The sequence below is a fragment of the Actinomadura luzonensis genome, from assembly GCF_022664455.2.
Taxonomy (GTDB): domain Bacteria; phylum Actinomycetota; class Actinomycetes; order Streptosporangiales; family Streptosporangiaceae; genus Nonomuraea; species Nonomuraea luzonensis.
The window spans coordinates 4,443,741-4,470,297 of the sequence record NZ_JAKRKC020000001.1 but is presented as its reverse complement, the minus strand read 5'-3'; the positions used below and the strand labels follow the sequence as shown (position 1 = coordinate 4,470,297).

Genomic DNA, 26,557 nt, shown 5'->3' with positions numbered 1-26,557 from the left:
AACCCGACATGCCGCTTATCGGGTGGGACGGTCGCCGGACGGCTCCGACCACCACACGCCCTCACCGTGCGACAGCCCCGGCAGCCGCCGCACGAACAGGTGCACCGCCGCCGCCGGGATCTCGCCGGTCAGCACCCACGCCCCGGCCCGCCGCAGCGCCCCGTCCAGCTCGCCGCCGTGCGCCGCCAGCGCGGCCGTGACCGGCCCGAACGTCTCCAGCGGCACCTCCGCCTCGAAACGGTGGCACGGCTCGTACACCGTCGTGCCCGCCCGGCGCAGCGCCTCCATGAGCACGAGCGGCACCCGCCCCCGGAAGTCGGCCGCGACCGTGACCGGCGAGCTGTAGCCGGCGCGGGTCAGCGTCACCACGACGTCGGTGACCGGCCGGCCGCGCGGGCCCGCCGCCAGCGCCAGGCGCACGCTCTCCTCGATCGCCCGGTGGAAGGCGTGCGGCAGCGAGCCGAGATCCACCTCCAGCCGGTAGCCGACGCCCGAGCCGTGCGGGGCCGGCTCGACGCGCAGGCCGACCGTGGCCATGAAGTCGTTGGGGCCGTGCCGCTGGATCTCCGCCAGCGCCTCGCCGGTGCCCGACGGGCGCTCGAACAGGATCGGGCGGCTCGGCTCGAACTCCGCCTCGACGCCGTACTCGACGGCCAGCGTCTCGGCGATCACCTCCTTCTGGACCTCGCCGTACAGCAGGACCGACGTCTCGCCGCCGGCCAGGGTGCGGGTGCCGATCAGCGGGTCCTGCTCGGCCAGGGCCAGCAGCGCCGCGTGCAGGCGCGCCTCCTCGCCGGGGACGCGCGGGCGCGCCACCGTCTCCAGGCTGGGCGGCGTGAAGTGCGACCCGCCGGGCGGCGGCGCGCCCACGTGGTCGCCGACCCGGATCTCCGGGACGCCCCGCGCCCTGACGACGTCGCCGGCCAGCCCGTGCCCCCGGCGCGGGTCCCCCGCCACCGACAGCGCGGTCAGGCGGGCCTCGTAGGCCGAGCCGTCGGCGCGGTGGAAGGAGAGCCGGCGGCGCGTGCGCAGCACGCCCGCGCGGACCCGCAGGTAGGCGGTCTTCTCGCCGGACGGGGAGCGCTCGACGGCGAACACGCCGGCCCGCACCGGCTCCCCGGTCCGGCCCTCGTCCGCGGGCCTGGTGACGGCGGGCAGCAGGCCGGCGATCGCGTCCAGGAGGTCGGGCACGCCCTGGCCGGTGATCGCCGACCCGTACAGCACCGGGTGGGCCAGGCCCGCCGCGCACTGCCGGGCCAGCGCCGCGCGCACCCGCCGGGCGTCCGGCCGCCCGCCCTCGACGAGCAGTTCGAGCAGCCCGTCGTCGTGCTCGGCCAGCACCTCGGCCGCCTCGCCGGCCGCCTCCGCCGGCAGGGGACGGGTGACCGCCCCCCGGCCGCCGGCGCCGTGGACGGTGTTGAGCGGGACGCACTGCGGCGACAGCCGCCGCCGCAGGTCGGCCAGCAGCTCGGCCTCGCGCGCGCCCGCGCGGTCGATCTTGTTGACGAAGATCAGGGTGGGCAGCCGCAGCTTGCGCAGGGTCCGCATGAGGACCCGGGTGTGCGGTTGGACGCCCTCGACGGCCGACACCACCAGCACGGCGCCGTCGAGCACGCCGAGCGCCCGCTCCACCTCGGCCACGAAGTCGGCGTGGCCCGGCGTGTCCACCAGGTTGACCTGGAGGTCGCCCAGCGTGAAGGAGGCCACGGCGGTGCGGATGGTGATGCCGCGGCGGCGTTCGATCGCGCCGGTGTCGGTCTGGGTGCTGCCCTCGTCGACGCTGCCGGGCCGGTCGAGCACGCCGGTCTCGAACAGCAGGCGCTCAGTGAGGCTGGTCTTGCCCGCGTCCACGTGCGCGAGGACGCCGATGTTGAGGATCTTGCGGATGTGCATGCGTGAAGGAGCCCTCGAGAACTCTCGTGCCGATGGGGCGCTGGGAGATTCCGAGGAGGCCTCGCATCGTATGCTCCTGATCGCAGGCGGACGGGACCCGGCCATCCTGCCAGGGCGGGCGGCGCCCGGGCCAGCGATTTACCGCGCCCGGGGCGCGCGGGTCACAGCAGGCGGAGCTGTTCCGGAGGCGGGGGAGCGGGCGGGACGGGAGCCGGGCGGGGCGGCCGGCGGCGGGGCCCGGCCGGGGCGTCGCGGCCCACGCCGAAGCGCTCGGCCAGCTCTCTGACCTGGGCGGTGACGCGCGCCTGGTACGCCTTGGGCGCGTAGGCGCCGCGGCCGTACAGCTCCAGGTAGCGCGGCACCAGGCGCGGGTGCTCGCGCGACAGCCACCGCAGCCACCACTCGCGGGCGCCGGGGCGCAGGTGCAGCACGATGGGCGCGAGATGCGTGGCGCCCGCGTCGGCGATCTCCTTGACCGTGCGTTCGAGCTGCGCGGGGGAGTCGGTGAGGTAGGGGAGGATCGGCGCCATCAGCACGCCGCACGGGACGCCGTGCTCGTTGAGCGTGCGGCACACCTCCAGGCGGCGGCGCGGGTTGGGGGTGCCCGCCTCGACCGCCCGCCACAGCTCCGCGTCGACGAAGCCGACCGAGACGTCGGCGCCGACCTCGGTCACCTCGGCGGCCTCGGCGAGCAGGTCGAGGTCGCGCAGGATGAGCGTGCCCTTGGTGAGGATCGAGAACGGGTTGGCGGCCTCGCGGAGCGCGGTCAGGATGCCGGGCATCAGCCGGTAGCGCCCTTCGGCGCGCTGGTAGCAGTCGACGTTGGTGCCCATGGCGACGGGGTGGCCGCCCCAGCGGGGCGAGGACAGCTCCTTGCGGGCCAGCTCGGCGGCGTTGACCTTGACCACGATCTTGGAGTCGAAGTCCGCTCCGGCATCCAAATCTAGATATTCATGCGTTTTTCGGGCAAAACAGTAAACGCACCGGTGGCTGCAGCCGCGATAGGGGTTGATCGTGTACTCGAACGGCACGCGGCTGGCGGCGGGCACGCGGTTGACGATGGAGCGGGCCTGGATCTCGTAGAAGGTCATGCCCTGGAACTCGGGGGTGTCGAAGGTGCGCGTGACCGCTCCGCGGGCGAACAGCGGAGCGGCCGGATCGGCCTCGTCGGCGGGGGTCAGGCGCAGATTGTCCCAGCGCATCCCATGATTAGAACAAAAGTTCGAGCTTGATCGCAAACCGAAAAGAGGGTGCAATTACCTGGTCAGGCCGTGGCTAATGATCTTCATGGTTGGGCAGGAAGAGGCCACAGAGCTTGCGTTCCGGAGGTGCACCTATGGCCTGGTCGCAGGACGAGGAGCGGATGCTGGCCCAGATCGAGCAGCACCTCGTCGAGGACGATCCACGGCTCGTCGCACGGCTCGAATCGTTCAACGAGCGAGCCCGTCGCAGCGAGTCGAGGTCGCAGGGGCAGTCCGGCACCTGGCGCCGGCCACGCCGCTCGACGGTCATCATCCTGGTCAGCTGGCTGCTCATCGCCACGCTGGTCGCCACACTGCTGATCATGGTCCTGCACAACGAGCCGGCCGCCGGGGTGGCGCTGGGCGCGGTGCCCGGCGAGCCGGCCGCCGAGCTCGCCGCCGAGACCGCGCCGGCCGCCGCGCCCTGACGGCCGCGTTCCCCGTGCTCAGCGGGCCGGGCCGACGTGGACGGTCGGCTCGTGACGGACGGGGAAGTTCACCGACGAGGCGATGAAGCAGGCTTTGTGCGCCTCCTCGTGCAGCGCGGCGGCCCGCTCCGCCATCTCCGGCGCGGCCACCGTGACCTCGGGCCGCAGCACGACCTCCGTGAAATGGCCGCCCTCCGCCGTCTCCGCCATCGTCCCGGCGGCGTGGTCCACGTACGCGGTGACGACGACGCCGCTGACCGCGCACCGGTGCAGGTACGACAACATGTGACACTGCGACAGGGCGCCGACCAGCAGCTGCTCCGGGTTCCAGCGGGCCGGGTCGCCGCGGAAGGCCGGGTCTGAGCTGCCCAGGATGACCTCGGCGGGGCCGTCGGCCGACAGCTCGTGGGCGCGCGCGTAGTCGCGGTAGCCGCTGGTGCCGGAGCCCTGGTCGCCGGTCCAGGTGACGACGGTGGCATAGGTGTGCAGGCGGGTCATGGGCGGCCTTCCTTCATCGTGGTGACGCGGGTGTCCAGGACGTGGGCGCGGGCGATCGCGGCGGCCTCCTCGGGCCGGCCGCCGGTGATCGCGGCCAGCAGATCCTCGTGCTGGGCGGAGACGTGCGCGTGCCGGGCGGGCGGCGCCAGCGAGCGCAGCGTGGAGACCTGGATCTGGTCCCAGACGCGCTCCAGCGTGCGCAGCGCGAGCGCGTTGGCGGCCAGCTCGGCGATCGTGCGGTGGAAGCGGCGGTTGAGCGGCACGGCGTCGGTCAGGCGGCCCTCGGCCGTGGCCGTCGCGGTGCGCGCCGCGACGTCGTGCAGCTCGCGCAGGTCGGCGGGGGCGATGCGGCCCTCGCGCTGCCGGACGGCGGCCAGCTCGGCGGTCAGCGCCTCCAGCGCGGCCCGCACCTGGTAGGCCTCGTCGAGGTCGCCCTCCTCCAGTGCCACGACGACCACGCCCCGGCCCGCGGGGCGGACCAGGCCGTCGGCGGCCAGCGCCCGCAGCGCCTCGCGGACGGGGGTGCGGCTGGTGTGGAGGGTCGCGGCCACCTCCGTCTCGGTGAGCCGCGACCCCGGCGGGTACACGCCGTCGAGGATGAGCTCCCGCAGGCGGCTGCACGCCAGATCGGTCTGCATGCGGGGAGACTAGCCGTTTGCATACATTGCATGCAAACGGCTACTTGGCCGCGCCCCGCGTCAGGCCGTTGTAGATGAAGCGCTGCAGCAGCAGGAAGACCACGAGCGTGGGGATGATCACCAGGATGGCGCCCGCCGAGATGTTCTCCCAGTGCGCCCCGAAGGGCCCCTTGAAGCGGAACAGCGACGTCGAGATGGTGCCGAGGTCCTGGTCCGGCATGTAGAGGAAGGGAATGTAGAAGTCGTTGTAGACCGCGATGCCCTTGACGATGACGACGGTCGCGATCGCCGGCTTGAGCAGCGGCAGGATGATCCTCCAGTAGACCGCGAACGAGGAGGCGCCGTCCAGCCGGGCGGCCTCGTCCACCGAGACCGGGATGCTCCGGATGAACTGCAGGAAGATGTAGATCGCGACGATGTCGGTGCCGAGGTAGAGCATGATCGGGGCCAGCCGGGTGTTGAAGAGCCCGAGCCGGTCGACCACCTGGAACGTCGTCACCTGCGTGGTGATGCTCGGCACCAGCGTGGCGAACAGGAACAGCGCCACGACCAGCTTCTTCAGCCGGAAGGCGAACCGGTCGATCGCGTACGCGGCGGCCGAGCCGACGAAGACGGTCCCGGCGATCGACACCACCAGGATGACGAAGGTGTTGAACGCCGCCTGCGCCATCCGGCCCTTGTCGAAGGCGGTGACGTAGTTGGCGAGGTTGAGCCAGTCGTCCGGCGGCGTCAGCGGCCCGCTGCCGGTGGCCAGCTCGCCCGAGGTCTTCAGCGAGGTCAGCAGCATCACGCCGAGCGGCAGCAGGACGACCACGCTCGCCACGATCAGGGACAGGTACTTCAGCGCGCTCGCCACCCGCGCACGGACGGCCGTCATGACGGGGTCACCCTCTCCTCCGGTACGAGCCGCCGCTGCGCCCACGCCACCAGCAGGATGATGACGAGCAGCACCACCGCGGCGGCCGAGGCCAGCCCGGTCTTGTTGAAGCGGAAGGCCAGCTTGATGGTCTGGATCACGAAGGTCTCGCTCGCGCCCGCCCCGCCGGTCATGATGTACGGGATCTCGAAGACCGACAGGGAGCCGGAGATCGCCAGGATCGCGGTCAGGCCGATGATCGGCCGCAGGCTGGGCGCGATCACGAAGCGGAACTGCTGCCACCGGCTCGCCCCGTCCAGCTCGGCGGCCTCGTACAGCTCGGGCGCGATCGACTGGATGGCGCCGAGGAACAGCACGAAGTTCAGCCCGAGGTAGCGCCACACCGACACCCCGGCCAGCGAGAAGTTGACCAGGTCGGGGTCGCCCAGCCACAGGTGCTCGCCGCCGATCCCGAACAGCCGCAGCACGGTGTCGAAGGTGCCGCCCTCCTGGAAGAAGTAGAGGAAGACGAAGCCGATGGCCACCCCGTTGATCAGGTAGGGGAAGAACAGGATGCCCTTGAACAGGTTGCGGAAGCGGGTGCTGAAGCTGAGCACGGTGGCGAAGTACAGCGCCAGCACGATCTGCACGACGGAGGCGCCCAGATAGTAAGCGCTGGCGACGAAGACCTTGAACAGCTCGGGACGGGTGAGGATCTCGGCGTAGTTCTCCAGGCCGGTGAAGGTGTAGCCGGGGCTGACGCCGTCCCAGTCGGTGAAGCTGTAGACGACCATGTTGATGATCGGCACGTAGGAGAAGGTCGCCAGCAGGGCCAGCGGCACGAGCAGGAACAGCCAGGGGGTCAGGCTCTGGCTCCAGGGGCGGCGCGGCCTGCGCCGGGAGCGCCGGGCCGGGTCCCGCGGCCGGTCGCCCTCCGCGGCGCCGCGTCTCAGGGATGACGAGGTCCGTGTCATCTCTGCCTTTCGTTGGTCGGACCCCGGTGCCGGCGCGCCGGCACCGGGCGCGGGGAGGGTCAGGCGGCGGCCTGCTGGCCGGCCTTCCACCGGGCGGACAGGTCGGCGAGGAGGCCGCTCAGGTCGCCCTTGGCGGCGCCGCGGGCCACGTCGATGAGCTTCTGCCGATAGTCGGGGGACTTCAGGCCCACCTCGGACTCCTTGTCGATGTTGTCCACCGTGACCCGCCGGCTGGTGTCCAGCTCGATGAGCTTGACGCCGGCGTCGCTGTACGGCTTGAGCGCCGAGGGCAGCGGGTCGGACCTGACGGGGGAGACGCCCTGGTTGGTGGCGGAGAAGCCGGACCTGTCGACGAACCAGTCGAGCCAGGCCCGCGCCGCCGCCTTGTTCGTGGAGTGGCTGTTGACGGCGTACTGGTAGTCGGGGTTCAGCACCGAGCAGAACGAGCCGCCGGCCTGCGAGGGGAAGGGCATGAAGGCGATGGAGTCCGGGCTCTGCCCGGCCGTGGCGGCGGCGGCCCGCATCTGCGGGATCGCCCACGACCCGAGCCACATGGCGCCGATCTTGCCGGTGGCGAGGAACTTCTTGGAGTCCTCCCAGTTCGTCGTGGTCGGGTCCTTCTCGGTGAGCCGCTGGTGCACGGCGTTGAACAGCAGCGAGTCGATGACGTTGAGGTCCTTGCCGGCGGCCCACGGGTCCTCGGTGACGAGCGCCTGGTCGGCCTTGGGGTCGCAGGAGACCGAGCCGTTGGCGTTGGTCCAGTTGGTCAGTGGCCAGCCGTCCTTGTAGTTGGTGTAGAGCGGGATCGCGCCGGTCCTGTCCTTGACGGCCTTGAGCCCGGTGAGGAACTCCTCCGGCGTCTTCGGCCACGCGGTGACGCCGGCCTTGGTCCACAGGTCCTTGTTGTAGACGAAGCCGTTGGCGGCGGCGAAGGAGACGATGCCGTAGACCTGGTCGCCGACCGTGCCGGAGCCGGTGAACTGGTACTTGCGCGACAGCTCGGCGGCGGGGCCGAGCGGGGCGAAGAACTTCGGGTAGTCGCCCTTGGCGATCGCGTTGGGGATGAGCAGCACGTCGCCGTAGTTGTCGGTGTTCATGCGGATCTTGACTTCGCCCTCGTAGTCGGTGATCGCCTCGAAGGTGACCCGCACGCCGGGGTAGACCTTGGCGAACTCGGCGGCGTACTTCTTCATCGTCCCGTCGTTCACCAGGTCGGTGCGGTTGGTCAGGACCGTGATGTCGCCGGAGACCTTGGCCGGGTCCGCCGCCGCCGTGGCGGGCGCCGTGGTCGTGCCGCTGCCACCGCAGGCGGTCAGGGCCGTGGTCATCGCGAGGGCCAGACCGGTCAGCGCGAGTCTGCGCATCTCACACCATCTCCTATCGGAAGCACCGTGGTTGCGGTGAACAGTGGCACGCCGCGTTTAGTGGTAAAAGGGACGAAGTGTTGACGATACATAACCGTTACCAGGAATCGGGCTGGAGGCCAGAATTTCATAGGCTCTGAGCTGGGAAAACAGCTACTAAAGCGTTTTAGTTAGGGCGGGGCGTGCGAGAGCCGCGGGGGAAACGCTGGTGAGGGGTCAGCGCGCCCTGGCCGTGGTGCCGCGCGGGACGAGCACCGGCGTCGGCACCGCGCCGGCCTCCGTCTCGCCCCGGTCGACGAGGTCCATCAGCCGCCGCGCCACCTCGGCCCCGAACGCGAACACGTCGTGGCTCATCGCCGACAGCGGCGGATGCGTGAGCCGGCACAGCTGCGAGTCGTCCCAGGCCAGCAGCGACAGCTCGGCCGGCACCGACACGCCCATCTCCGTCGCCACCGACAGGCCGGCCACGGCCATGATGTCGTTGTCGTACAGGATGGCCGTGGGCCGCTGCGCGGAGGCGAGCAGCGCCCGCGTGGCGCGGGCGCCCTGCTCGCCGGAGAAGTCGGTGGGCAGGATGCGGCCGGGCTCGAGGTTGAGGTCGGCGACCGCCCTGGCGAACGCCTCGCTCCTGATCGCGCTGTGGCCCAGCGTGGCCGGGCCGCCCACCCGGGCCAGGCGGCGGTGCCCCAGCGCCGCGAGGTAGCGCACCGCCTCGGTGACCGCCGCGCCGTCGTCGGTCCACACCGACGGCAGGCCGCCGGTCAGGTCGGGGTGCCCCACCGCGATCACCGGCAGGTGGAGCGCTCCCACCGCGGCCACGCGGGGGTCGTCGAGGGTGAAGTCCACCATGATGGAGCCGCTGATCTGCTTGCTGCGGCCCCACCCGTCGAGGACGTCGATCTCCTCCCGCACGTCGCGCACCAGCCGCAGCAGCAGCGAGTGCGACCGCTCGGCCAGCACGCTCTCGATGCCCGAGACGAACTCCATGTAGAACGGCTCCAGGCCCAGCATGCGCGCCGGCCTGGCGATCACCAGCCCGACGTTGCTGACCTGCGCCGAGGCCGACGACAACGACTTGGCGGCCTGGTTGGGCAGCCAGCCCAGCTCGCGGGCGGCCTTCAGCACCTTCTCGCGGGTGGCGGCCGACACGCCCGGCTTGTCGTTGACGGCCAGCGAGACCGCGCCCTTGGACACCCCGGCACGCTGGGCGACCTCGGCGATCGTCACCTTGCCGCCGGGCCGGGCGGCAGCACTCATGACCGGGCAGCCCCTCCCGCCGGGTTGACGCAGAACAGCGCCGACCTGACGGCCGCCTCGCCGGCGCGGGCGGCGTCCGCGCCGCGCACCGTGATCGTCACGCTCTCGCCCGGCAGGAGCGTGACCAGGCCGCGGTCGGCCGTGGCGGCCGGGCCGAGCCGGTCGGCCTGCAGCAGCAGGTCGCGTACGAAGGCGTGGGCGGTGATCACAACCTTGAGCGTACCGCCGGCGGCCCCCAGGCGCAGGCCGAAGCGGGCGGGCGGGTAGGCGAACTCCTTGTCCGGGCGGCCGAGCACCACGTCGCGCAGGCCGTCCGCGTCGGCCACCAGCAGCTCCTCGTGCGCCTCCTTGAACTCCGCGACCGTCAGCGGCAGCAGCGCGACCGAGCGCGGCGGCACCTCGAACGGCACCCGCTCCCCGGCCAGGACCGTGCCGTCGGCGCGCAGCCGGCGCACCTCGGCGGCGCCCCGCCACGGCTCCGGCGACTGGTTGTCGGCGGCCAGCACGCGCACGCCGTCCCTGCTCTGGAACGTCAGCAGCCGGTCGGCGTACAGGCGGCGCAGCTCGTGGTAGAGCGGCTTCGGCCGGGCGGCCCCGTCGATCGCCGACCACGAGGTGACCGGCCAGCAGTCGTTGAGCTGCCACACCACCGTGCCCGCGCACACCGGCCAGTGCGAGCGCCAGTGCGCGACGCCGGTCGCGACCGCGCGCGCCTGGTTGACCTGGGCCAGGTAGTGCCAGCGGTCGAAGTCCTCGGGGACGGCGAAGTGGCGGGCCAGGCCGCGCTCGATCTTGCCGTTGCCGTCCTCGGCCTTCTGGTGGTGCAGCATGCCGGGGGAGCCGGCGGCGAGCGGGTCGTCGGCGAGCCATTCGCGCAGCGTGGCGTAGGCGGGCGGGGCCTGCCAGCCGAACTCGGCGGCGAAGCGCGGCACGTCGTTCAGGTAGTCGGCGTAGTCGCGGCGGTTCCACACCTCCCAGAAGTGCGACGGGCCGTGCGCGGGGTCGTTGGGGTGGTGGTCCCAGGAGCCCGACCACGGGCTGCCCGCCTGGTAGGGCCGGGTCGGGTCCAGCTCGGCGACGACGCGCGGCAGCAGCCCGAGGTAGTAGCCCTCGCCCCAGCTCTCGCCGGCCAGCCGGGGCTCCCAGTCCCAGTCGCGAAAGCCCCACAGGTTCTCGTTGTTGCCGTTCCACAGCACGAGGCTGGGGTGCGGGGCGAGCCTGGTGACGTTCTCGCGGGCCTCGGCCTCGACCTCGCCGCGCAGCGGCTGCTCCTCCGGGTAGGCGGCGCAGGCGAACAGGAAGTCCTGCCACACCATGAGGCCGAGCTCGTCGCAGGCGTCGTAGAAGGCGTGGTCCTCGTAGATGCCGCCGCCCCAGACCCGGACCAGGTCGACGCCGGCCGCGGCCGCCTGCTCCAGCCGGTGCCGGTAGCGCTCCGGCGTGAGGCGGGCGGGCAGGGCGTCGTCGGGGATCCAGTTGACGCCGCGGGCGAAGACCGGCTGCCCGTTGACGCGCAGCGTGAAGGCGCTGCCGTGCTCGTCGGGCGCGGTGTCGAGGCGCACGTCGCGGAAGCCGACGCGGCGCTGCCAGACGTCCAGCGCGCGGCCGGTCGCGGCGTCGGCCAGGACGACGCGGCACGCGTACAGGGTCTGTTCGCCGTAGCCGCGCGGCCACCAGAGGCCGGGCGCGGGCACCTCCAGCACGGCCACCGCGCCGTCCGCCCCCGGGGGGACGGCCACGGTGACGGAGCGGCCCGCCGCCTCGACGGTCAGCAGCAGCTCGCGGCCCGCGCCGGAGGGGGCGCGTTCCAGCTCGACGTGCGCCTCGACCCTGCCAGTGACCCTGCCCTCGCCTCTGCCGTCGCCTCCGCTGACGGTCACCAGCGGCCGGACCGTGGCCAGGCGGGCGGTGCTCCAGCTCTCCAGCCGGACGGGACGCCAGATCCCCGCGGTGACCAGGGTGGGGCCCCAGTCCCAGCCGAAGGAGGCGGCCATCTTCCTGATGTAGTTGAACGGCTCGGGGTACTCGTTCGGCCGCTCGCCGAGGCGTTCCCGCAGCGCCTCGGCCTCGGTGTAGGCCGAGGTGAAGCGCACCGACAGCGCCGCGCCCGCGCGCGCCAGGCCGGTCACGTCGAAGCGGTAGGAGCGGTGCATGTTGCGGGTGCGGCCCAGCTCCTCGCCGTCCAGCAGCACCTGCGCGACGGTGTCGAGGCCGTCGAAGACCAGGTCCGTACGCTCGAAGCCGGCCGGCGACGCCGCCAGCGCGGTGTCGTAGCGCCAGTCGGCCCGGCCGACCCACGCCACCTCCAGCTCGGCGAGGCCGCGGTACGGGTCGGGGATCAGCCCGGCCGCCAGGAGGTCGGCGTGGACGCAGCCGGGCACCCGGGCGGGCACGGGCTCGTCGCGGAGCCGGGCCAGGCCGCCGGGCGCCGTGCCGCCCGCCAGCCGGAGCGTCCACCCCGAGTCCACCAACGTGATCTGCTTCGTCAACCGGCGCTCCTTCAGGCAATGGGGCAAATGTCCCTTGGCGTCCGATCAAGGTAGGTGATGGGCGCTAAACCTGTCTAGAGCGTTTCAGTAAACGGGTGGAAGCGCAGGTCGCCGAGCGCGACGGCGAGGCGGTCGCGGGGCGCCGGCCCTGGTGAGGCTATGAACCGGTGAGGTGATGGGTCGGCACGCGTAACCCAGGCGTTTTCCGGTGTTGACGCGGCTGTCACGCGGATCTAGGGTCAGGGTCACTTATCCGGTAAAGCAAGCGTTCAGCACGCGGTCCCCGCACGTCCCGAGAAAGGTGCTGACATGCGATCCATCGGATGGGCGAGCCTCGCCGCGATCGTCCTGGCGCTCACCCTGACCCCGCCGGCCCACGCCTCGCCCGCGACGGACCTCCCCACGCGGAACACCCGCTACGTCACCCGCGACGGCAGCCGGCTCACCCTCGACGGCGAGCCGTTCCGCTTCGCCGGCACCAACATCTACTGGCTCGGCCTCGACGAGAACGTCGGCGGCGTCGCCTACCCGACGTTCTTCCGCATCCGCGACGCGCTCGACACCGCCAAGGCCATGGGCATGACCGTGGTGCGCTCGCACATGCTGACCTCCACCGGCAACCCGCTGTCGATCCTGCCCGCCAAGGACAAGGGCTTCAACGAGGCGGCCTTCGCCACCGTCGACTACGCGATCGCCTACGCCGGCTCGATCGGCCTGCGGCTCGTCCTGCCGCTGACCGACGAGTGGTCCTACTACCACGGCGGCCACCACGACTTCACCGACCCGTACGGGCTGCCGCCGGAGGCGTTCTACACCGACCAGCGCGTGATCGCCGACTACCAGGCCTACGCCGGGCACCTCATGCGCCGGGTCAACCCGCTGACCGGCCGCGCCTACAACGCCGACCCCACGATCATGGCGTGGGAGCTCGGCAACGAGCTGGAGGGCATGACGCCGGGCTGGATCAACGCCAACGCCGCCGTGTTCCGGCAGTGGGCGCCGCGCCAGCTCATCGCCGCCGGCCGCCGCTTCGACATCGACCCCGACACCCTCGCCGCCCCCGGCGTCGACATCGTGGACGTGCACTACTACCCGCCGACCGCCGCACGGGTGGCCGCCGACGCCGCCACCGTCACCGGCGCGGGCAAGGTCTACCTCGCCGGCGAGTACGCCTCCACCGCCGCCGGCGCGGAGCTGCTCACCCCGCTCGCCGCCGACCCCGCCGTCACCGGCATGATGTCGTGGTCGTTGTTCGGCCACCACGACCGGGGCGGGTTCGTCCAGCACGACGACGGCTTCACCCTGCACTACCCGGGCGACGACGAGCGCATGCGGGCCTCGGTCGAGGCGCAGATCGCCTTCGCCGGGCAGGTCTCCCCGGCCTCGGCGCGCCCCACCCGGGTCGGGCCGCCGCTGATCACCCAGGTGGACAAGCGCGGCGGGCTCAACGAGCTGCGCTGGCGCGGCGCGGCCGGCGCGGACGGCTACGTCGTGGAACGCGCGGCGCACGGCGGCTGGACCCCGGCGCACCAGGGCACGCTGGGCGACGGCAGCACGCCGTGGCTCGACACCGAGGCGCGCGGCGACGTCACCTACCGGGTCGTCCCGATCGGCAGGGACGGCCGCCGCGGCACGCCGTCCGAGCCGGTCCGGGCGGGCCGGACGCAGATCGTCCTCGCCGACCCGCTGCAGACCACGGACCTGGCCGACGGCCACGCCGGCATCACGCTCACCCCCGCGGGCGCGACCGCCCAGGGCGCGGGCCGGGTGTCGTGGAGCCGCCCCGGCCTGCGGCGGGTGCGCTTCGACCTGACGGGCCGGCCGCGCGTCCGGGTGCAGGTGTCGCAGGACGGCGCCGGCTGGCGGACCGTCCGGCACGACGGCGGCGACGGGCAGGTCAGCGCCGACGCCGGCGGCGCGGGCCACGTCCGCGTGCTCTGGAGCGGCGGCACGCTGACCCGCGCCACCCTGTGGGCGGCCGACCCCGCCCCCGTCACCGCGCCCCCGGCCGCCCCCGCGCCGCTCACCCCCGCCCCCGGGTCCCGGGACGTGCTGGGCGCCCCCGCGTTCACCTGGAGCCCCGCCGCGGGCGCCGGCTGCTACACGCTCACCGTCTCCAGGAACGCCGACCTCAGCGACCCCGTGCTGACCGTCACCGCGATCACCGGCACCGCGATCACCGGCACCAGCCACACCCCGTCCGCCGCGCTCGACCCCGGCGCCACCTACCACTGGCGGGTCACCGCGGTCAACGCCGCCGGAAGCACCGCCGGCCCCGTCGCGAGCTTCACCACCCGGCCGCTGCCGACGCGGCCCGCCGTCGTGGACGACTTCACCGGCTACGCCGACACCGGCGGGCTCGCGAGCGCCTACGTCCGCAACCCCAACGGCGACCCGATCACGCCCGTCCTCGACGCCGGGCCGGCCATGCGGCTGGACTACACCCTCGGCGCGGCCGGGTACGCCGGCGTGACCCGCGCCTTCGCCCCGTCCCTCGACCTGTGGGGGCTGAAGGGCCTGGAGCTGCGGCTCACCGGGACGGGCCGGCCCGTCAAGGTCACCGTGCAGTTCGTCACCGGCGGCGTCTACTTCGAGCACACCCTCGACGCCGTCCCCGGCGGCGCGGCGCGCATCCCCTTCGCCGGCTTCGACCACCCGAGCTGGGCCGGCGCGGGCCCGCTCGACCTGACCCGCTTCGACCAGCTGTCGATCTATGTCGGCGGCGGCCCGGGCGCCGGGACGCTCACCGTCGGCCAGGTCACCGCCTACCCCGGCCCGTAGAGAGGACGACCCCATGCGCACCCCCCGCCGGCGGAGCCTCGCGCTCGCCCTGGCCGTCGTCATCGGCCTCGCCCTGCCCGCGCTCCCCCTGCCCGCCCTCGCCCCGCCCGCCCTCGCCTTCCCCGCCGCCTCCCGCGCCGAGCTGATCGCGTTCCTGACCGGCATCTCCGGCCGCGCCACGCTGTCCGGCCAGCACAACCGCGAGCCGAACAGCGACCCCACCACGTACACCCGCCTCGCCCAGGGCATCACCGGCCAGACGCCCGGCCTGTGGGGCGGCGACCTCCTGTTCTCCGCCGCCGACGTCGCCGCCCGCCAGACCATGGTCAACGAGGCCGTCCGGCAGTGGCAGGGCGGCTCCGTGGTGGCCCTGACCTGGCACATGTGCCCGCCCACCACCGGCCCCACCTGCGGCTGGGACGCGAACGGCGTGCTCGCCCACCTGTCCGACAGCCAGTGGAGCCAGCTCGTCACCGACGGCACCGCGCTCAACAACGCCTTCAAGAGCCGCCTCGCCGAGGCCGTCCCCTACCTCCGCCAGCTCCAGAACGCCGGCGTGCCCGTGCTGTGGCGGCCCGTCCACGAGATGAACGACGGCTGGTCCTGGTGGGGCGGCCGGCCCGGCGCGAACGGCAGCCGCAGGCTCTACCAGATCACCCACGACTACCTCACCGCGCAGGGCCTGACGAACCTCGTGTGGGTCTGGAACGTCAAGGACCTCGCCATGAGCTCGATCGGCGACTACTGGCCCGGCGCCGGGTACGCCGACGTCGCCTCGCTCGACGTCTGGGTCAAGATGGAGCCCTCCGCCGCCGACCACCAGGCGATGCTCGACGTGGCGGGCGGCAAGCCGATCGCGCTGGCCGAGGTCGGCCGCGCCCCCGGCCCCGCGCTGCTCGACGCCCAGCCGCGCTGGACCTGGTTCATGGTGTGGGCCGAGTGGCTGACCGACCCGGCGTACAACACCAACGCGAGCGTGCAGGCCAGCTACTTCGGGCCGCGCGTGCTCAACCGGGGCGAGTTCACCGTCGGCGGCGGCACCACCGCCACGCGGACCGGGAAGATCAAGGGCCTCGGCGGCACGTGCGTGGACGTCGCCGCCGCCAACCCGGCCAACGGCACGAAGGTGCAGCTCTACACCTGCGACGCGAACGGCACCGCCCAGGCGTGGACGGTCGCCGCCGACGGCACCCTGCGCGCCCTGGGCAAGTGCCTCGACGTGGCCGGCGGCGTGAACGCCGACGGCACCAGGACCCAGATCTGGGACTGCGCCGCCGGCAACCCCAACCAGCAGTGGCGCTACGACGCCGGCACGCAGCGGCTGGTCAACCCCGCCACCGGCAGGTGCCTGGACGCCACCGGGCAGAGCCAGGCCGCCGGCACCCCGTTGCAGATCTGGACCTGCACCGGCAACGCCAACCAGAAGTGGACCCTGCCCGCCTGACCGTCCACGGGGGCGCGCGGGTCAGCGTTCGCAGGAGACCCGCACCTCGGCGAAGCACCGGTCGAAGCCGGCGCCCCCGTCGGCGCGGTCCGTCCCCGGGCCGCCGTTGAGGGTGTCGCGCCCGGCGCCGCCGCTGAGCACGTCGTCGCCGAGGCCGCCCTGGAGGGTGTCCGCGTCGCGCTCGCCGATCAGCACGTCGCGGGCCCGGCCGCCGGTCAGGACGTCCGCGCCCGCGCCGCCCCGCATCGTGGCCGGCACGCCGACGGGGGCGCTCACCCGGTCGTTGCCGTCGCGGGCGTTGACGCTGATCGCGGCGATGCCGGTCGCGCCCCGGCAGCGGACCTTCGTCAGGTCGGCGTCGAAACGGGCGCAACCGGCGCCCGGGTTCAGCCGGAAGCTATCGTCCACCACGTAGAAGAGCTGGCGGAAGCCGCCGACGATGAACACCCGCTCGATGATCGAGACGTTGTTGGCGACCTGCGTCCCCGCCATGTAGACGAGGGTGCGGCCCGCGACGGCGGCGGTCCCCGGCGTGGGGACGGCCGCCGTCGCGGGCCCGGCGGCCGTGACGGCGAGGGCTCCGGCGGCGGCCAGGGCCGCGAGGAGAGAAGATCTGCGCATGGGTGCTCGGTCCTTCCGGGAATCGAGGCGGCGGACGCCTGAACGGGCGTCCGCGGGTCACGCCCCGATCCTGCGGGGGCCCGGTTCGCTCCCGGTGCAGCTTGGGTGGATCGCCGGTCGGCGCCCTTCGCCTCAGGCCCGATCGCCGGTCAGAGCCCTTCGCCTCAGACCGGGACGACCGGGATGTCCTGCGCCCAGACCAGCGTCTGGAAGCCGGCCCGGTCCGCGACCTGGATGACGCCGAGCGCCGTGGCCTGCACCGTCTCCCCGTCGGCCAGCTCGGCCGGGCGCGGATGCGGCGCGCCCCGCCACTCGGGCTTGACCGGGTCGAGCACGCTCCGCACGTCCCCGCGCAGCACGACCTGGCCGTCCCTGCTCAGCACGTAGAAGTAGTAGATCTCGGCGCCCTCCTCCCCAGGCGACGGGCTGTGCGTCCCCACCACGACGGCCTGCGTCCCGGTGACCTCCACCCGCACGATCAGCGACAACGACATGGCGCTCCTCCCTTCACTCAGTGCCCGCGGCCCAGCGCCGCGAGCCGGCTCCGCACCCGCCCCGCCGACACGACGTCGCCCTTGCGCTCGTAACCGGCCAGGGCGCGGCGGGCCTCCTCACGGGCCTCCCGGTGGCGGCCCGCCGCGTCCAGCACCTCGGCGAGGTCGAGCCGGGCCGCGGCGACGAACGGCAGCAGGTCCGTCGTCCCCGCCAGCCGGACCGCCTGCCGGGCCAGCGACTCGCCGCCCGGCTGGCCGCCGGCGGCCAGCAGCCGCGCCTGGACGCCGCGCCACATCACCTGCGTCGGGACGTCCTCCGCCCCCGCGTGCTCCTCGCTGAGCCGGCAGGCGAGCTCGGCCTCCTCCTCGCGGCCCTGCTCCAGCAGCGCCCTGGCGAGCATCGCCGCGGTGGTGGCCAGCAGGGTGCGCTCGCCCAGCTCGGCCAGCCGGTCGCAGCCCGCCCGCAACCCCGGCTCCGCCGCCCCCGGGCAGCCGGCCAGCAGCTCCACCATGGCCTCGTGGTGGGAGACCGCCGACTGCAGGCGGCCGAGGTCGCCGAGGATCTCGTTGGCCCGCCGGACGCTCTCCCGGGCCTGCGCGAGGTCGCCGTGCATGGCCTGGAGCAGCGCGTACGGGTGCAGCACGACGGCCGTCGCCGCCGGGTTGCCCGCCACCACGGCGAGGCTCCGCGCGCACCGCGCCAGCCCTTCGGGCACCGGCGTCGGGCCGAAGGCGGCGGCCGAGGCCCGCCAGCCCAGGATCTCGTGGTGCTCGCGGTCGTCGCCGGCCCGGCGGGCGTGCCGCCCGGCCTGCCGCCAGGCGTCGTCGGCCGCCGCGGCGCGGCCCTCGGTCCAGGCGATGGACGCCCGCAGGCACCAGGCCCGGCACAACGCCCGGTCGTCGCCGTCCAGCGCGGAAAGCGCCCGGCCGGCGACCCGGCGGGCCTCGCCGAGCACCCGCCCCGCACCGGTCTGGAGGCGGAGCCGCTCGCGTTCGACCTCGGCCAGCGCCCGCACCCGCGGGTCGGCCGCGGTCCCTGCCGCCTCCTCCAGGACGCGGGCCGCCGCCGCGAACCGGCCCGCCTCGTGCAGCGCGGCCCCCACCCGGGGCAGGATCGCGGTTCGCGCCGGGTCGCCGGGACGCATGAGCGCCGCCGCCCGCTCCCACAGGCGCGACGCCCGCGCGGCCGCCACGTCGCCCCGCAGCAGCGCGGCCGGGGCCGCCTCGGCCAGGTACGCGGCCGCCTCGTCGGCCAGTGCCCGCTCCCGCTCGCCCGGCGGGCCCAGCTCCGCCCGCAGCCGCAGGCCCGTCTCCAGGTGGTGCCCGATCGCGGCCGGGTGCGCCGCCGGCTTGCCCTTGAGCCAGGCGGCCAGGCGTTCGTGCAGGCCGGCGCGGGTGGCCTTGGGCAGGCTCGCGCAGGCGACCTCGCCGATCAGGGCGTGGGCGAAGCGGAAGGCGTCCTCGTCGGCGAACTCGGGACGCTCGGCGCGGATCAGGCCCTTACGGACGAGGGACACCAGGTGCGTACCGAGTTCCGGCCGGACGGCGGGCGGCAGCAGCGCGGCCAGCGCGCCCCGGTGGAAGGCGGGGCCCTCGACCGAGCCGTGCCGCAGCACCGCCCGCTCGCCCGGAGGGAGCCGGTCCAGCCGGGCGGCCAGCACGGCCTGCACGGTCAGCGGCAGACGCGCCTCCGGGCTCTCCGCCCGGGCGGCCACCAGCTGCTCCACGAAGAACGGGTTGCCCTCGGCCGCCGCCAGGATCTCCCTGGTCGCGGCCGGCCCGAGCGGGCCCCGCGCGACCATCTCGGCCAGCTTGGCCGCCTCGGCGTCCGGCAGCGGGCCCAGCGCCAGCACGGCCTTGCCGGGGTGCGGGGCGGCCCAGGCGGGGTGGTCCTCCGTCAGCTCGGGACGGGCCAGGCACAGCAGCAGCACCGGCGCGCCGCCGCCGCAGGCCACCAGGTAGTCCAGCAGGTCCAGCAGCTCGGGCTGGGCGCGGTGCAGGTCGTCCAGGACGGCGAGCAGCGGGCGGCGGCGGGCGGCGTGCGCGAGCATGCGGCGGACGGCCCAGAACGTCTCGTCGGCCTGCGCGGGCTCACCCGACAGGCCCAGCGCGGCCAGCAGCCGCCGACGCACCAGCCCGGCCTGCGTCTCCCCCAGCAACCACCCCGCCAGGCCCTCCGCCACACCCGTTTCGTCCTCTGCCTCGCGGGTGGGGTCGTCGGTGTGACGGGCCGGGGCATCGTCGCCGGCCGGGTCGTGAGCATCGCCCGCCGAAGTGCGCGCGTCGCCGATCAGGGCGGCGGTGAGCTGTGCGAGGGGACCCTCGCCTGCCCCGTAGGCGCCGCAGCGGACGGTGACGACGGTGACGTCGGGCGGCAGCTCGTCGCGTAGCTGGGCCGCCAGGCGGGACTTGCCGATGCCCGGCGGGCCGAGCACCGTCACCAGGTGGCAGGCCCGCCGGCCGGACGCCTGCTCCAGCGCCGTGCGCAGCCGGTGCAACTCGTCATGGCGGCCCACGAACGACGCGAGCGGCGGCGGCTCGGCGTCGAGAGCGCCCAGCAGCCAGGCCCGCTCGCCCCCGGCCGCCGGGTACGGCTCCACCCGCGCGGCCGGGCCGAGCAGGCGGCGGGCGCGGTCGCCGAGCAGGACGGCGTCCGGCGGAGCGGCCTGCCGCAGGAGGGCGGCGACCTCGAACACCTGCCCGGCCGCGCGCGGCGGGACGCCGGCGGGGGAGGGCTCGTCCGGGGCGACGTACACCTCGCCGGACTCGACGGCCGTGCGGAGACGCAGGACGACGTCGTGATCGCGGGCCACGGCCGCCAGCCGCCCGGACAGGGCGTCGCGCAGGGCCACCGCGGCGCGGACCGCGCCCGCCGCGTCGTCCTCGCGCAGCTCCCGCAGGCCGAACACGCCGGTCGCGGCCTGCCCGGCCCGCTCCACCGTCCCGCCGTGCCGGGCGGCCGCCTCCTCGCAGGCGCGGGCGAAGACGTCCAGCAGGTGGTGCAGCGCCTCGGGATCGAGCCCACCGGGCGGCTCGGCGGCGAGCTCCGCGCTGAGCACGGTGACCAGCCGCCGCGTCCCGGGCTCGGGGAACGGCGCCGACGCGGCGGACGGCACCGGAAGCAACGGCGGCGCGGGCCGGGAGGAGGGCTCGGGAGCGGGTTCGGGGTCAGGGGCGGGGGTGGGTTCGTGGGGGCCCCAGGTCGTGGGCGGTGGGTCGAGTTCGGGGGCGTGGGCGAGCATCCGGCTTTCCAGGCGCCGCAGTTCGGGCCCCGGGTCGATGCCCAGTTCGTCGGCCAGCAGGCGGCGGGTGTCGCGTATCACGGCCAGCGCCTCGGCCTGCCGTCCCGACCGGTAGAGCGCCAGCATGAGCTGGGCGCGCAGCCTCTCCCGGTACGGGTGCGCCGCGACCAGTTCGCGCAGCCGGGGCACGAGCTCGATGTGGCGGCCGAGCGTCAGCTCCACCTCGGTGAGCTGCTCGGCGACGCTGAGCCGCTGCTCGGCCAGCCGCTCCACCTCCCCGGCCGCCGACGCCCGGAACTCCAGCCCGGCCAGCGCCTCTCCCCGCCACAGCGCCAGCGCCCGCGCGAACAGGTCGGCGGCCCGCACGGGGTCGCCCCGCGCGGCGGCGGCCCGCCCGGCGCCCGCGAGCCGGTCGAACTGGACGCTGTCCAGCGCCCCGGCGGGCACCACGGCCTGGTAGCCGCCGCCCCGGGTGATGATCGCGCCGCTGCCCAGGATGCGGCGCAGGCTGGAGATGTAGCCCTGCAGGACCTTGGGCGCGGTGGCCGGCGGCGACTCGCCCCACACCTCGTCCACGAGGCGCGCCGGGGAGACGACCTCGTTCGGGTGCAGCAGCAGGACGGCCAGCACCACCTGCTGCTTGACGGCTCCGAGGGCCAGCGCGCGGCCCTGCTCCAGCACCTGCAACGGTCCGAGGACGTGCAGCTCCATGCCCCTCCGCCTTCCGTGCGGCCACGGGACGTCCGGTGGCATCCTCTCTCCACCGTCGCGCCGCAATCTATGCATTTAGCCTCCTTCGGCTCCGCCGGGTGCGGACGCCGATCGTCAGCCGGTACAGAGGCGCACCCGGCGCGGGACATACCTCGGACGCGGACCGGACGCGGAGCGTAATCGTTCGTACACTCGTGGGCGACGAGAGGGGGACGCCGGGTGGGCGTGGAACGGGACGACGACGAGTGGCCTGGTGGCGGGTTCTCTGAGTGGCGGCGGTCCTGCGACGGGCTGGCGGAGTGGGAGCGGGCGGCGGGGCCGCGCGGCGCGGCGCGCGCCGCCGGACGCCGGGGGAGGCGGTGGCGGCGGCGGGTCGTGGTGTCGGGGGCGCTGGTCGTGGCGGTGCTGTGCCTCGCCGCCTCCTGGGCGGCGCCGGCGCTCACCCCGCCGGCGCCACCCGCGGGTCCGGCGCCCGGCTCCGGCCGGTTCCCTCTGGGCGGCGCTCCGGTGGCGGTGGGGGAGTGGGCCTGGCTGCCCGCCGGTGGGACCTGCCGCCGGGACGGGGAGACCGGTGGCTCCTGGTCGGTCGCCGACCTGCTCGGCCTCGGCTCCGGCGGGGCCCAGCCTGCCGCCGACGCGGCCGCCTGAAATGACCCCATTGCCGCCGAATATTCGCGCACGTATACTCGCATACGAGTAACAGGGAGCGACAAGGAGGAGGCAGGGTGAAACGACGTCCGGTGCGCAACCTGCTCGGGCTGGCCGTGCTCACCGTGCTCGTGCACCGCCCCATGCACCCGTACGAGATGGCCTCCGTGCTGCGGGCCCGCGGCAAGGACCACGACATGCGGATCAAATGGGGCTCCCTCTACACGGTCGTCCGCAACCTGGAGAAACACGGCCTGATCGCCGCCGTCGAGAGCAACCGTCAGGGCGCCCGCCCCGAGCGGACCGTCTACCGGCTCACCGACGCCGGGCTGGCGGAGGCCGCGGACTGGACGCGGGAGCTGCTGGCGGCCCCCGTCCACGAGCCGTCGGCGTTCGAGGCGGGGCTGTCGGTGCTGGGCGGGCTCGGGCCCGGCGAGGTCGTGACGCTGCTGCGGCGCCGGCTGGCCGCGCTGGAGCGGCGGGTCGAGGCCGGCCGGGACGACCTGGAGCGGGACGGGCGGGAGCTGCCCCGGCTGTTCCTCCTGGAGTCCGAGTACGCCCTGGCGATGCGGCAGGCCGAGGCCGCCTGGGTCCGCGGCCTGCTGGCGGAGCTGGAGGAGGGCCGCTTCCCCGGCCTGGACGACTGGCGCGCCTACCACGAGAGCGGCCGGGTCCCCGGCGACGTGGCCGAGGCGGCGGAGAGGGGCCGCACGGCCGACTAGCAAGATCCGGCGGCGGTGCTGGCACACCGCCGCCGGACGACCTCGTACCGACAGACCCGCGGAGCGGACCCCGGCCACGAGATGGCACTGGCAACAATAGCCGGGCTCCCCCGCGTACCCACCCATGGGGAGCGAACATGATCACCACTCTGGACCACGTGACGTCGCGGGACGGCACCACGATCGCCTACCGCCGCCTCGGCGGCGACGGCCCCGGCCTGGTGCTGCTGCACGGCGCCATGCAGACCGGGCACGGCAACATCGAGCTGGCCGAGGCCCTGTCGGCGGACTTCACCTGCTACGTCCCCGACCGGCGCGGCCGCGGCCGCAGCGGCCCGGCCGGCCCCCGCTACGGGCTGGCCCGCGAGGTCGAGGACCTGACCGCGCTGCTGGCCGCGACCGGCGCCGAGCACGTCGCCGGCGTCAGCTCGGGCGCGATCATCGCACTGCGCACCGCCCTCGCCCTGGGCGCGGTCCCGGGCGGCCCGGCGGTGCGCAAGATCGTCGCCTTCGAGCCGCCGCTCGACCTGGACGGCTCCAACCCGACCGGCTGGCTGGCGCGCTTCGACCGGGAGATCGCGGCGGGCCGCGTCCCGGCGGCGCTGGTCACGGGCATGCGGGCGACGCGCATGGGGCCGGCGGTCTTCACCGTGGTGCCGCGCTTCCTGCTGGAGGCCATGACCGCCGCGATGCTGAAAAATCAGGACAAGGTGGCGGTGGCGGGCGAGCCCACGTTCCGTGCCCTCGCCCCGACCCTCCGCCAGGACGCCCAGCTCGTCGCCGAGACCGCCGACGACCTCGCCGCCTACCGCGCGCTCACCGCCGAGGTCCTGCTGCTGGGCGGCACCAGAAGCCCCGCCTACCTGCGCGACGCCCTGACCGCCCTGCAGGGCGTCCTGCCCCGCTGCCGCCGCGCCGACCTGCCCGGCCTCGACCACAGCGCCACCTCGAACGCGGCCATGCGCGGCAGGCCGGCCCGGGTCGCGGCGGAGATCCGCCGGTTCCTGCTGAGCGCGGGCTGATCCGTCACAGGTTCTTGAGGCCCGTCACAGGTTCTTGAGGAAGGTGGCCGCCACCGGGGCGGCCACCGCGCCGCCCCCGCCGCCGCCCTCGACGACCACGGCGAACGCCACGTCCCCCTTGAACCCCATGAACCAGGCGTGGGTGTCCAGCTTGTCGCCGTTGGCGAACTCGGCCGTCCCGGTCTTGCCGTGGGTGCCCGCGGGCAGGCCGGCGGACTTGGCGGTGCCCTTGGTGACCACGGCCGCCATCATGGCGTGGAGCTGGTCCTTCACGCCGTCCGGCAGCTCGCGCTCGGCCGCTTTCTGCTTCAGCGACGGCACCAGCGTGGGCGGCCGCCACGTCCCGTCGGCGATGGCGGCCGCCACCGACGCGATGGACAGCGGGCTGGCGGTGATGCGGGCCTGGCCGAACGACTCGGCCGCGAGCTCGGCGTCCGACTGCGGCCTGGGGAGGCTCGCCGGGGTGGCCGGGACGCCGATGTTCAGCGGCTGGTTGAAGCCGACGCTCTCGGCCGCTTTGACCAGCTTGTCCGCGCCCAGCTTCGACTGGGCGAGCGGCGCGAACGTGGTGTTGCACGAGTGGGCGAAGGAGTCGAGGAACGACAACGACCCGAACGCCTCGTTGTCGGAGTTGCGGATCTTCAGCCCGCCCACCGTGGCGTACTCGGGGCAGGTCACCCGGTCCTGCGGCGACATGCCGGCCGCGAGCAGCCCGATCGCGGTGACCGCCTTGAACGTCGAGCCCGGCGGGTAGCGCCCGTCGAGCGCCCGGTTGAACCCGCCCCGGTTGTTGACCACGGCCAGGATCTCGCCGGTCGAGGGCCGGATCGCCACCATGGACGTGGGCTTGTCCAGGTCCTTGACGGCGGTCACCGCGGCGGCCTGCGCGTCGCGGTCGAGCGAGGTCTCGACCGGCTCGCCCGCCGACCCCTTGATCGTCTTGAGCGTCCTGCCGCCGAGCTGGATGTCGGTGGACGGGGTGCCGGCCAGCCGCCGCTGGAAGGCCTCCTGCAGCCCGTCGCGGCCGATCGCCTGCCCCACCTGGTAGGCCGAGCCCAGCTTGGCGACGTCCTTCTTCTTCGCCTTGTCGAGGTAGCCGACGAGCTGCTGCACCGAGCCGCCGCCCGAGCCGTCGTCGATGCGCCCGCCGTCGGCGTCGGTGATCGCGGCCCGCTCGGGCCAGCGCGTCCTGAGGGAGAACGTCTGCCCGGCCGTGAGCTGCGGGTGCAGGGTGGCGGGCGACCAGGCGACCTTCCAGGCGCGGTCGGCCACGACCAGGTCGATCTTCCCGTCGTAGGTCCATTCGCCGACGTTCTTCAGCGCGAGCGTCACCGTGTAGGGGACGCTGGCCTGGTCGTCGCCCTGGGCGACCGGCCCCAGCCGGACCGAGGTGCGCTCCACGCCGAGCGCGCCGCGCTGCTGGCCGTAGACGTCGAGCCGCTGCGCCGTGGCCAGCTCCCTGGCCATCGCGGCGGTGTCGCCGGCCTGCCAGGCCGCGGCGAAGCGCTGCGCGGTCGCGGCCGGGGTGCCTCGGGTGTGCAGCACGTAGTAGGCGCCACCGGCCGCGGCTCCCGCCGCGAGCACGGCGGCGACGGACACGATCGCGATCGTACGGCTCCGCGCCACTGATCAGCCCCCTGATCCTGCTCGACAGACGTACGAGCCTAGAGCCCGCCGCCGGGCGCCCCCTCGGACGCCTCCTTCACCGACATGCCGGCCACCCCGTCGGACGCCTTGACGCTGGAGGCGTAGACGGGCACGTACTCCTGCCCGGACAGCCGCTGGACGGCGGCCATGATCTCGTCGGTGACGCGCCGCCGGTCGCGCGCGTCACGGTGGTCGCCCTCGAAGCGCATCGGGGCGCCGATCGCGATGCCGATCCTGGCCGGGCGCGGCACCTTCGTGCCCGGCGGGAGCACCTTCTCGGTGCCGGTGAGCGCCACCGGCAGCACGGGCGCGCCCGTCTTGAGCGTCAGCCAGGCCACGCCGATCTTGCCGCGGTAGAGCCGGCCGTCGGGGGAGCGGGTGCCCTCGGGGTGGATGCCGAACAGCTCGCCCCGCTCCAGCAGGGCCGCGGCCTCGTCCAGCATGGTCTGCGCGGCGTGCGCGCTCTCGCGGTCGATCGGCAGGCTGCGGCCGAGACGCATGAAGAAGCCCGAGACGGGGTTGCCGTCGAAGTACTCGTTCTTGGCGGTGAACGTCACGTGCCGCGGCAGCAGCGCGGGCAGCAGGAACGAGTCGAGCACCGACAGGTGGTTGGCGGCCAGGATCGCGGGCCCGGTCCTCGGGACGTGCGCCGCGCCGGTGATGTGCGGCCGGCACATGGCGTGCGCCAGCGGCGCGGCGGCGAACTTGACCACTTCGTAAAGCAACAGGCTCTCCTGGATCATCGGGCGTCCGGCCACCCACCATAGAGCAGGCGCCCCGCCGGTGAGCGGGGCGCCTGGGAAAAGAGCTGTTAGGCCGATGTGGCGGTCGCCTCCTCGGCGAGATGCACAACACGGCTCCAGCCGGACGGTATTCCGTGAAGGCGGTAATTTGCGGCCCGGGGGACACTAACCACATCGGCCTCTCGATGCTAACGGACGTTCGGGGGGTGATATTCCACCGGCGGGTCAGGTGCGCGTCCAGTGCGGCTGCGCGACGTCGAAGACCCGCTGCTCACGGCCACGCAACGCCACTTCGGCGAACTGCCAGAGAATCGCCCCCGTCGGCGCGTGGATCACGATCGACGGCCCCAGCGGCATCTGCAGCAGCTCGCCCCGCCACCGCGGCACCCCCGGCGCCAGGAACCGCTCCAGCGGCACCGCGTGCACCGACGCCACCTCCCGCGGGTCGGCCACCGGCCGCTGCCGGCCGCCGAACGCCACCACCGGCGTGATCACGAACCCCGAGTCGGTGACGAAGTCGTCGAGCAGCCCCGCCACCTCGACCCCGGTCAGGCCCGTCTCCTCGGCCAGCTCCCGCAGCGCCGCCTCGACCGGCAGCTCGCCGTCGTCGAGCCGGCCGCCGGGCAGCGCCCACTGCCCCGGGTTGCGGCCGCGCGGCGCCCGCTTGATCACCACCGTGTACGGGGCGCCCGCCGCGTCCTCCAGCACGCACACGGTGACGGCGGCCCGGCGGATGCCCCCTGCGGGCGGCACCTCCCGCCGGTCGAAGGCGGTCAGCCGGGCGGCGATCCCGGCACGCAGCTCGTCGATGGGCGGCAGCACCCTCCCAGGATCTCACGCCGGG

General features: G+C 74.3%; 21 protein-coding genes. 6 read left to right on the top strand and 15 right to left on the bottom strand.

The annotated features are described in order from the left end of the window. Positions 1-15: 15 nt before the first annotated feature. Together MF672_RS21415 and MF672_RS21410 are read right to left on the bottom strand one after the other, a co-directional pair. Complete coding sequence (locus MF672_RS21415) at positions 16-1,893, bottom strand: elongation factor G (RefSeq protein WP_242379290.1); 1,878 nt, start codon at positions 1,891-1,893, stop codon at positions 16-18. 161 nt (positions 1,894-2,054) lie between these two features. Next, entirely contained in the window at positions 2,055-3,095 is a 1,041-nt protein-coding gene (locus tag MF672_RS21410; RefSeq protein ID WP_242379292.1) for an Rv2578c family radical SAM protein, read from the bottom strand. Between the two features lie 134 nt (positions 3,096-3,229). Here MF672_RS21410 and MF672_RS21405 point away from each other — a divergent pair, with 134 nt between their 5' ends. Next, complete coding sequence (locus MF672_RS21405) at positions 3,230-3,562, top strand: DUF3040 domain-containing protein (protein ID WP_242379294.1); 333 nt, start codon at positions 3,230-3,232, stop codon at positions 3,560-3,562. A gap of 18 nt (positions 3,563-3,580) precedes the next feature. Here MF672_RS21405 and MF672_RS21400 read toward each other — a convergent pair whose 3' ends face one another. The 7 genes from MF672_RS21400 to MF672_RS21370 form a co-directional block, all read right to left on the bottom strand. Continuing rightward, positions 3,581-4,060 carry an OsmC family protein gene (locus tag MF672_RS21400; RefSeq protein WP_242379297.1) on the bottom strand — a complete coding sequence of 160 codons (480 nt, stop codon included), beginning with the start codon at positions 4,058-4,060 and terminating at the stop codon, positions 3,581-3,583. Then, the gene (locus MF672_RS21395) at positions 4,057-4,698 is read right to left on the bottom strand and encodes a GntR family transcriptional regulator (protein ID WP_242379299.1); all 642 of its coding nucleotides are present in this window, start codon (positions 4,696-4,698) and stop codon (positions 4,057-4,059) included. The genes MF672_RS21400 and MF672_RS21395 overlap by 4 nt, the downstream gene beginning before the upstream one ends. Before the next feature lie 40 nt (positions 4,699-4,738). Further along, positions 4,739-5,575: a carbohydrate ABC transporter permease gene (locus tag MF672_RS21390; protein ID WP_242379301.1), complete on the bottom strand. Its 837-nt coding sequence runs from the start codon at positions 5,573-5,575 to the stop codon at positions 4,739-4,741. Further along, positions 5,572-6,528 (bottom strand): carbohydrate ABC transporter permease, encoded by a 957-nt coding sequence (locus MF672_RS21385; RefSeq protein ID WP_242379303.1) that lies wholly within the window; start codon positions 6,526-6,528, stop codon positions 5,572-5,574. Before MF672_RS21385 ends, MF672_RS21390 begins: the two co-directional genes overlap by 4 nt. 59 nt (positions 6,529-6,587) lie before the next feature. Continuing rightward, positions 6,588-7,892, bottom strand: a complete 1,305-nt coding sequence (locus MF672_RS21380; protein ID WP_242379305.1) for an ABC transporter substrate-binding protein — start codon at positions 7,890-7,892, stop codon at positions 6,588-6,590. Between the two features lie 216 nt (positions 7,893-8,108). Then, entirely contained in the window at positions 8,109-9,149 is a 1,041-nt protein-coding gene (locus tag MF672_RS21375) for a LacI family DNA-binding transcriptional regulator (protein ID WP_242379307.1), read from the bottom strand. After that, on the bottom strand, positions 9,146-11,638 hold the full coding sequence (locus tag MF672_RS21370; protein WP_242379309.1) for a glycoside hydrolase family 2 protein: 2,493 nt from the start codon (positions 11,636-11,638) through the stop codon (positions 9,146-9,148). Before MF672_RS21370 ends, MF672_RS21375 begins: the two co-directional genes overlap by 4 nt. 309 nt (positions 11,639-11,947) lie before the next feature. On the opposite strand from MF672_RS21370, the gene MF672_RS21365 reads away from it, so the two are divergent. Further along, the gene (locus MF672_RS21365) at positions 11,948-14,419 is read left to right on the top strand and encodes a cellulase family glycosylhydrolase (protein ID WP_242379312.1); all 2,472 of its coding nucleotides are present in this window, start codon (positions 11,948-11,950) and stop codon (positions 14,417-14,419) included. A 13-nt stretch (positions 14,420-14,432) separates the two neighbouring features. After that, on the top strand, positions 14,433-15,863 hold the full coding sequence (locus tag MF672_RS21360; RefSeq protein WP_242379314.1) for a glycosyl hydrolase: 1,431 nt from the start codon (positions 14,433-14,435) through the stop codon (positions 15,861-15,863). 21 nt (positions 15,864-15,884) lie between these two features. Here MF672_RS21360 and MF672_RS21355 read toward each other — a convergent pair whose 3' ends face one another. The 3 genes from MF672_RS21355 to MF672_RS51445 form a co-directional block, all read right to left on the bottom strand. Then, the gene (locus MF672_RS21355; RefSeq protein ID WP_242379316.1) at positions 15,885-16,484 is read right to left on the bottom strand and encodes a hypothetical protein; all 600 of its coding nucleotides are present in this window, start codon (positions 16,482-16,484) and stop codon (positions 15,885-15,887) included. A gap of 164 nt (positions 16,485-16,648) precedes the next feature. After that, the gene (locus MF672_RS21350; RefSeq protein WP_242379318.1) at positions 16,649-16,978 is read right to left on the bottom strand and encodes a hypothetical protein; all 330 of its coding nucleotides are present in this window, start codon (positions 16,976-16,978) and stop codon (positions 16,649-16,651) included. A 17-nt stretch (positions 16,979-16,995) separates the two neighbouring features. Then, positions 16,996-20,931 (bottom strand): ATP-binding protein, encoded by a 3,936-nt coding sequence (locus tag MF672_RS51445; protein WP_302893242.1) that lies wholly within the window; start codon positions 20,929-20,931, stop codon positions 16,996-16,998. A gap of 219 nt (positions 20,932-21,150) precedes the next feature. Here MF672_RS51445 and MF672_RS21340 point away from each other — a divergent pair, with 219 nt between their 5' ends. From MF672_RS21340 to MF672_RS21330, 3 genes are all read left to right on the top strand, one after another. Beyond that, positions 21,151-21,579: a hypothetical protein gene (locus tag MF672_RS21340; protein ID WP_242382588.1), complete on the top strand. Its 429-nt coding sequence runs from the start codon at positions 21,151-21,153 to the stop codon at positions 21,577-21,579. A 77-nt stretch (positions 21,580-21,656) separates the two neighbouring features. Then, entirely contained in the window at positions 21,657-22,301 is a 645-nt protein-coding gene (locus tag MF672_RS21335) for a PadR family transcriptional regulator (protein WP_242382587.1), read from the top strand. A 137-nt stretch (positions 22,302-22,438) separates the two neighbouring features. Further along, positions 22,439-23,323, top strand: a complete 885-nt coding sequence (locus MF672_RS21330) for an alpha/beta fold hydrolase (protein ID WP_242382586.1) — start codon at positions 22,439-22,441, stop codon at positions 23,321-23,323. A 24-nt stretch (positions 23,324-23,347) separates the two neighbouring features. Here MF672_RS21330 and MF672_RS21325 read toward each other — a convergent pair whose 3' ends face one another. The 3 genes from MF672_RS21325 to MF672_RS21315 all read right to left on the bottom strand — a co-directional run bounded on the left by MF672_RS21325 (position 23,348) and on the right by MF672_RS21315 (position 26,535). Next, complete coding sequence (locus tag MF672_RS21325; RefSeq protein ID WP_242382585.1) at positions 23,348-24,922, bottom strand: penicillin-binding transpeptidase domain-containing protein; 1,575 nt, start codon at positions 24,920-24,922, stop codon at positions 23,348-23,350. 65 nt (positions 24,923-24,987) lie between these two features. Continuing rightward, the gene (locus tag MF672_RS21320) at positions 24,988-25,695 is read right to left on the bottom strand and encodes a lysophospholipid acyltransferase family protein (RefSeq protein ID WP_242382584.1); all 708 of its coding nucleotides are present in this window, start codon (positions 25,693-25,695) and stop codon (positions 24,988-24,990) included. A 243-nt stretch (positions 25,696-25,938) separates the two neighbouring features. Then, complete coding sequence (locus MF672_RS21315; protein WP_242382583.1) at positions 25,939-26,535, bottom strand: NUDIX hydrolase; 597 nt, start codon at positions 26,533-26,535, stop codon at positions 25,939-25,941. Between the last annotated feature and the right edge of the window lie 22 nt (positions 26,536-26,557).

What these genes read in the sequence shown, in the direction of transcription:
- MF672_RS21410 (WP_242379292.1), bottom strand. Translation starts at nt 3,095, where the DNA reads ATGCGCTGGGACAATCTGCGCCTGACCCCCGCCGACGAGGCCGATCCG.
- MF672_RS21390 (WP_242379301.1), bottom strand. Translation starts at nt 5,575, where the DNA reads ATGACGGCCGTCCGTGCGCGGGTGGCGAGCGCGCTGAAGTACCTGTCC.
- MF672_RS51445 (WP_302893242.1), bottom strand. Translation starts at nt 20,931, where the DNA reads ATGGAGCTGCACGTCCTCGGACCGTTGCAGGTGCTGGAGCAGGGCCGC.
- MF672_RS21330 (WP_242382586.1), top strand. Translation starts at nt 22,439, where the DNA reads ATGATCACCACTCTGGACCACGTGACGTCGCGGGACGGCACCACGATC.
- MF672_RS21355 (WP_242379316.1), bottom strand. Translation starts at nt 16,484, where the DNA reads ATGCGCAGATCTTCTCTCCTCGCGGCCCTGGCCGCCGCCGGAGCCCTC.
- MF672_RS21405 (WP_242379294.1), top strand. Translation starts at nt 3,230, where the DNA reads ATGGCCTGGTCGCAGGACGAGGAGCGGATGCTGGCCCAGATCGAGCAG.
- MF672_RS21415 (WP_242379290.1), bottom strand. Translation starts at nt 1,893, where the DNA reads ATGCACATCCGCAAGATCCTCAACATCGGCGTCCTCGCGCACGTGGAC.
- MF672_RS21380 (WP_242379305.1), bottom strand. Translation starts at nt 7,892, where the DNA reads ATGCGCAGACTCGCGCTGACCGGTCTGGCCCTCGCGATGACCACGGCC.
- MF672_RS21385 (WP_242379303.1), bottom strand. Translation starts at nt 6,528, where the DNA reads ATGACACGGACCTCGTCATCCCTGAGACGCGGCGCCGCGGAGGGCGAC.
- MF672_RS21375 (WP_242379307.1), bottom strand. Translation starts at nt 9,149, where the DNA reads ATGAGTGCTGCCGCCCGGCCCGGCGGCAAGGTGACGATCGCCGAGGTC.
- MF672_RS21395 (WP_242379299.1), bottom strand. Translation starts at nt 4,698, where the DNA reads ATGCAGACCGATCTGGCGTGCAGCCGCCTGCGGGAGCTCATCCTCGAC.
- MF672_RS21360 (WP_242379314.1), top strand. Translation starts at nt 14,433, where the DNA reads ATGCGCACCCCCCGCCGGCGGAGCCTCGCGCTCGCCCTGGCCGTCGTC.
- MF672_RS21400 (WP_242379297.1), bottom strand. Translation starts at nt 4,060, where the DNA reads ATGACCCGCCTGCACACCTATGCCACCGTCGTCACCTGGACCGGCGAC.
- MF672_RS21365 (WP_242379312.1), top strand. Translation starts at nt 11,948, where the DNA reads ATGCGATCCATCGGATGGGCGAGCCTCGCCGCGATCGTCCTGGCGCTC.
- MF672_RS21350 (WP_242379318.1), bottom strand. Translation starts at nt 16,978, where the DNA reads ATGTCGTTGTCGCTGATCGTGCGGGTGGAGGTCACCGGGACGCAGGCC.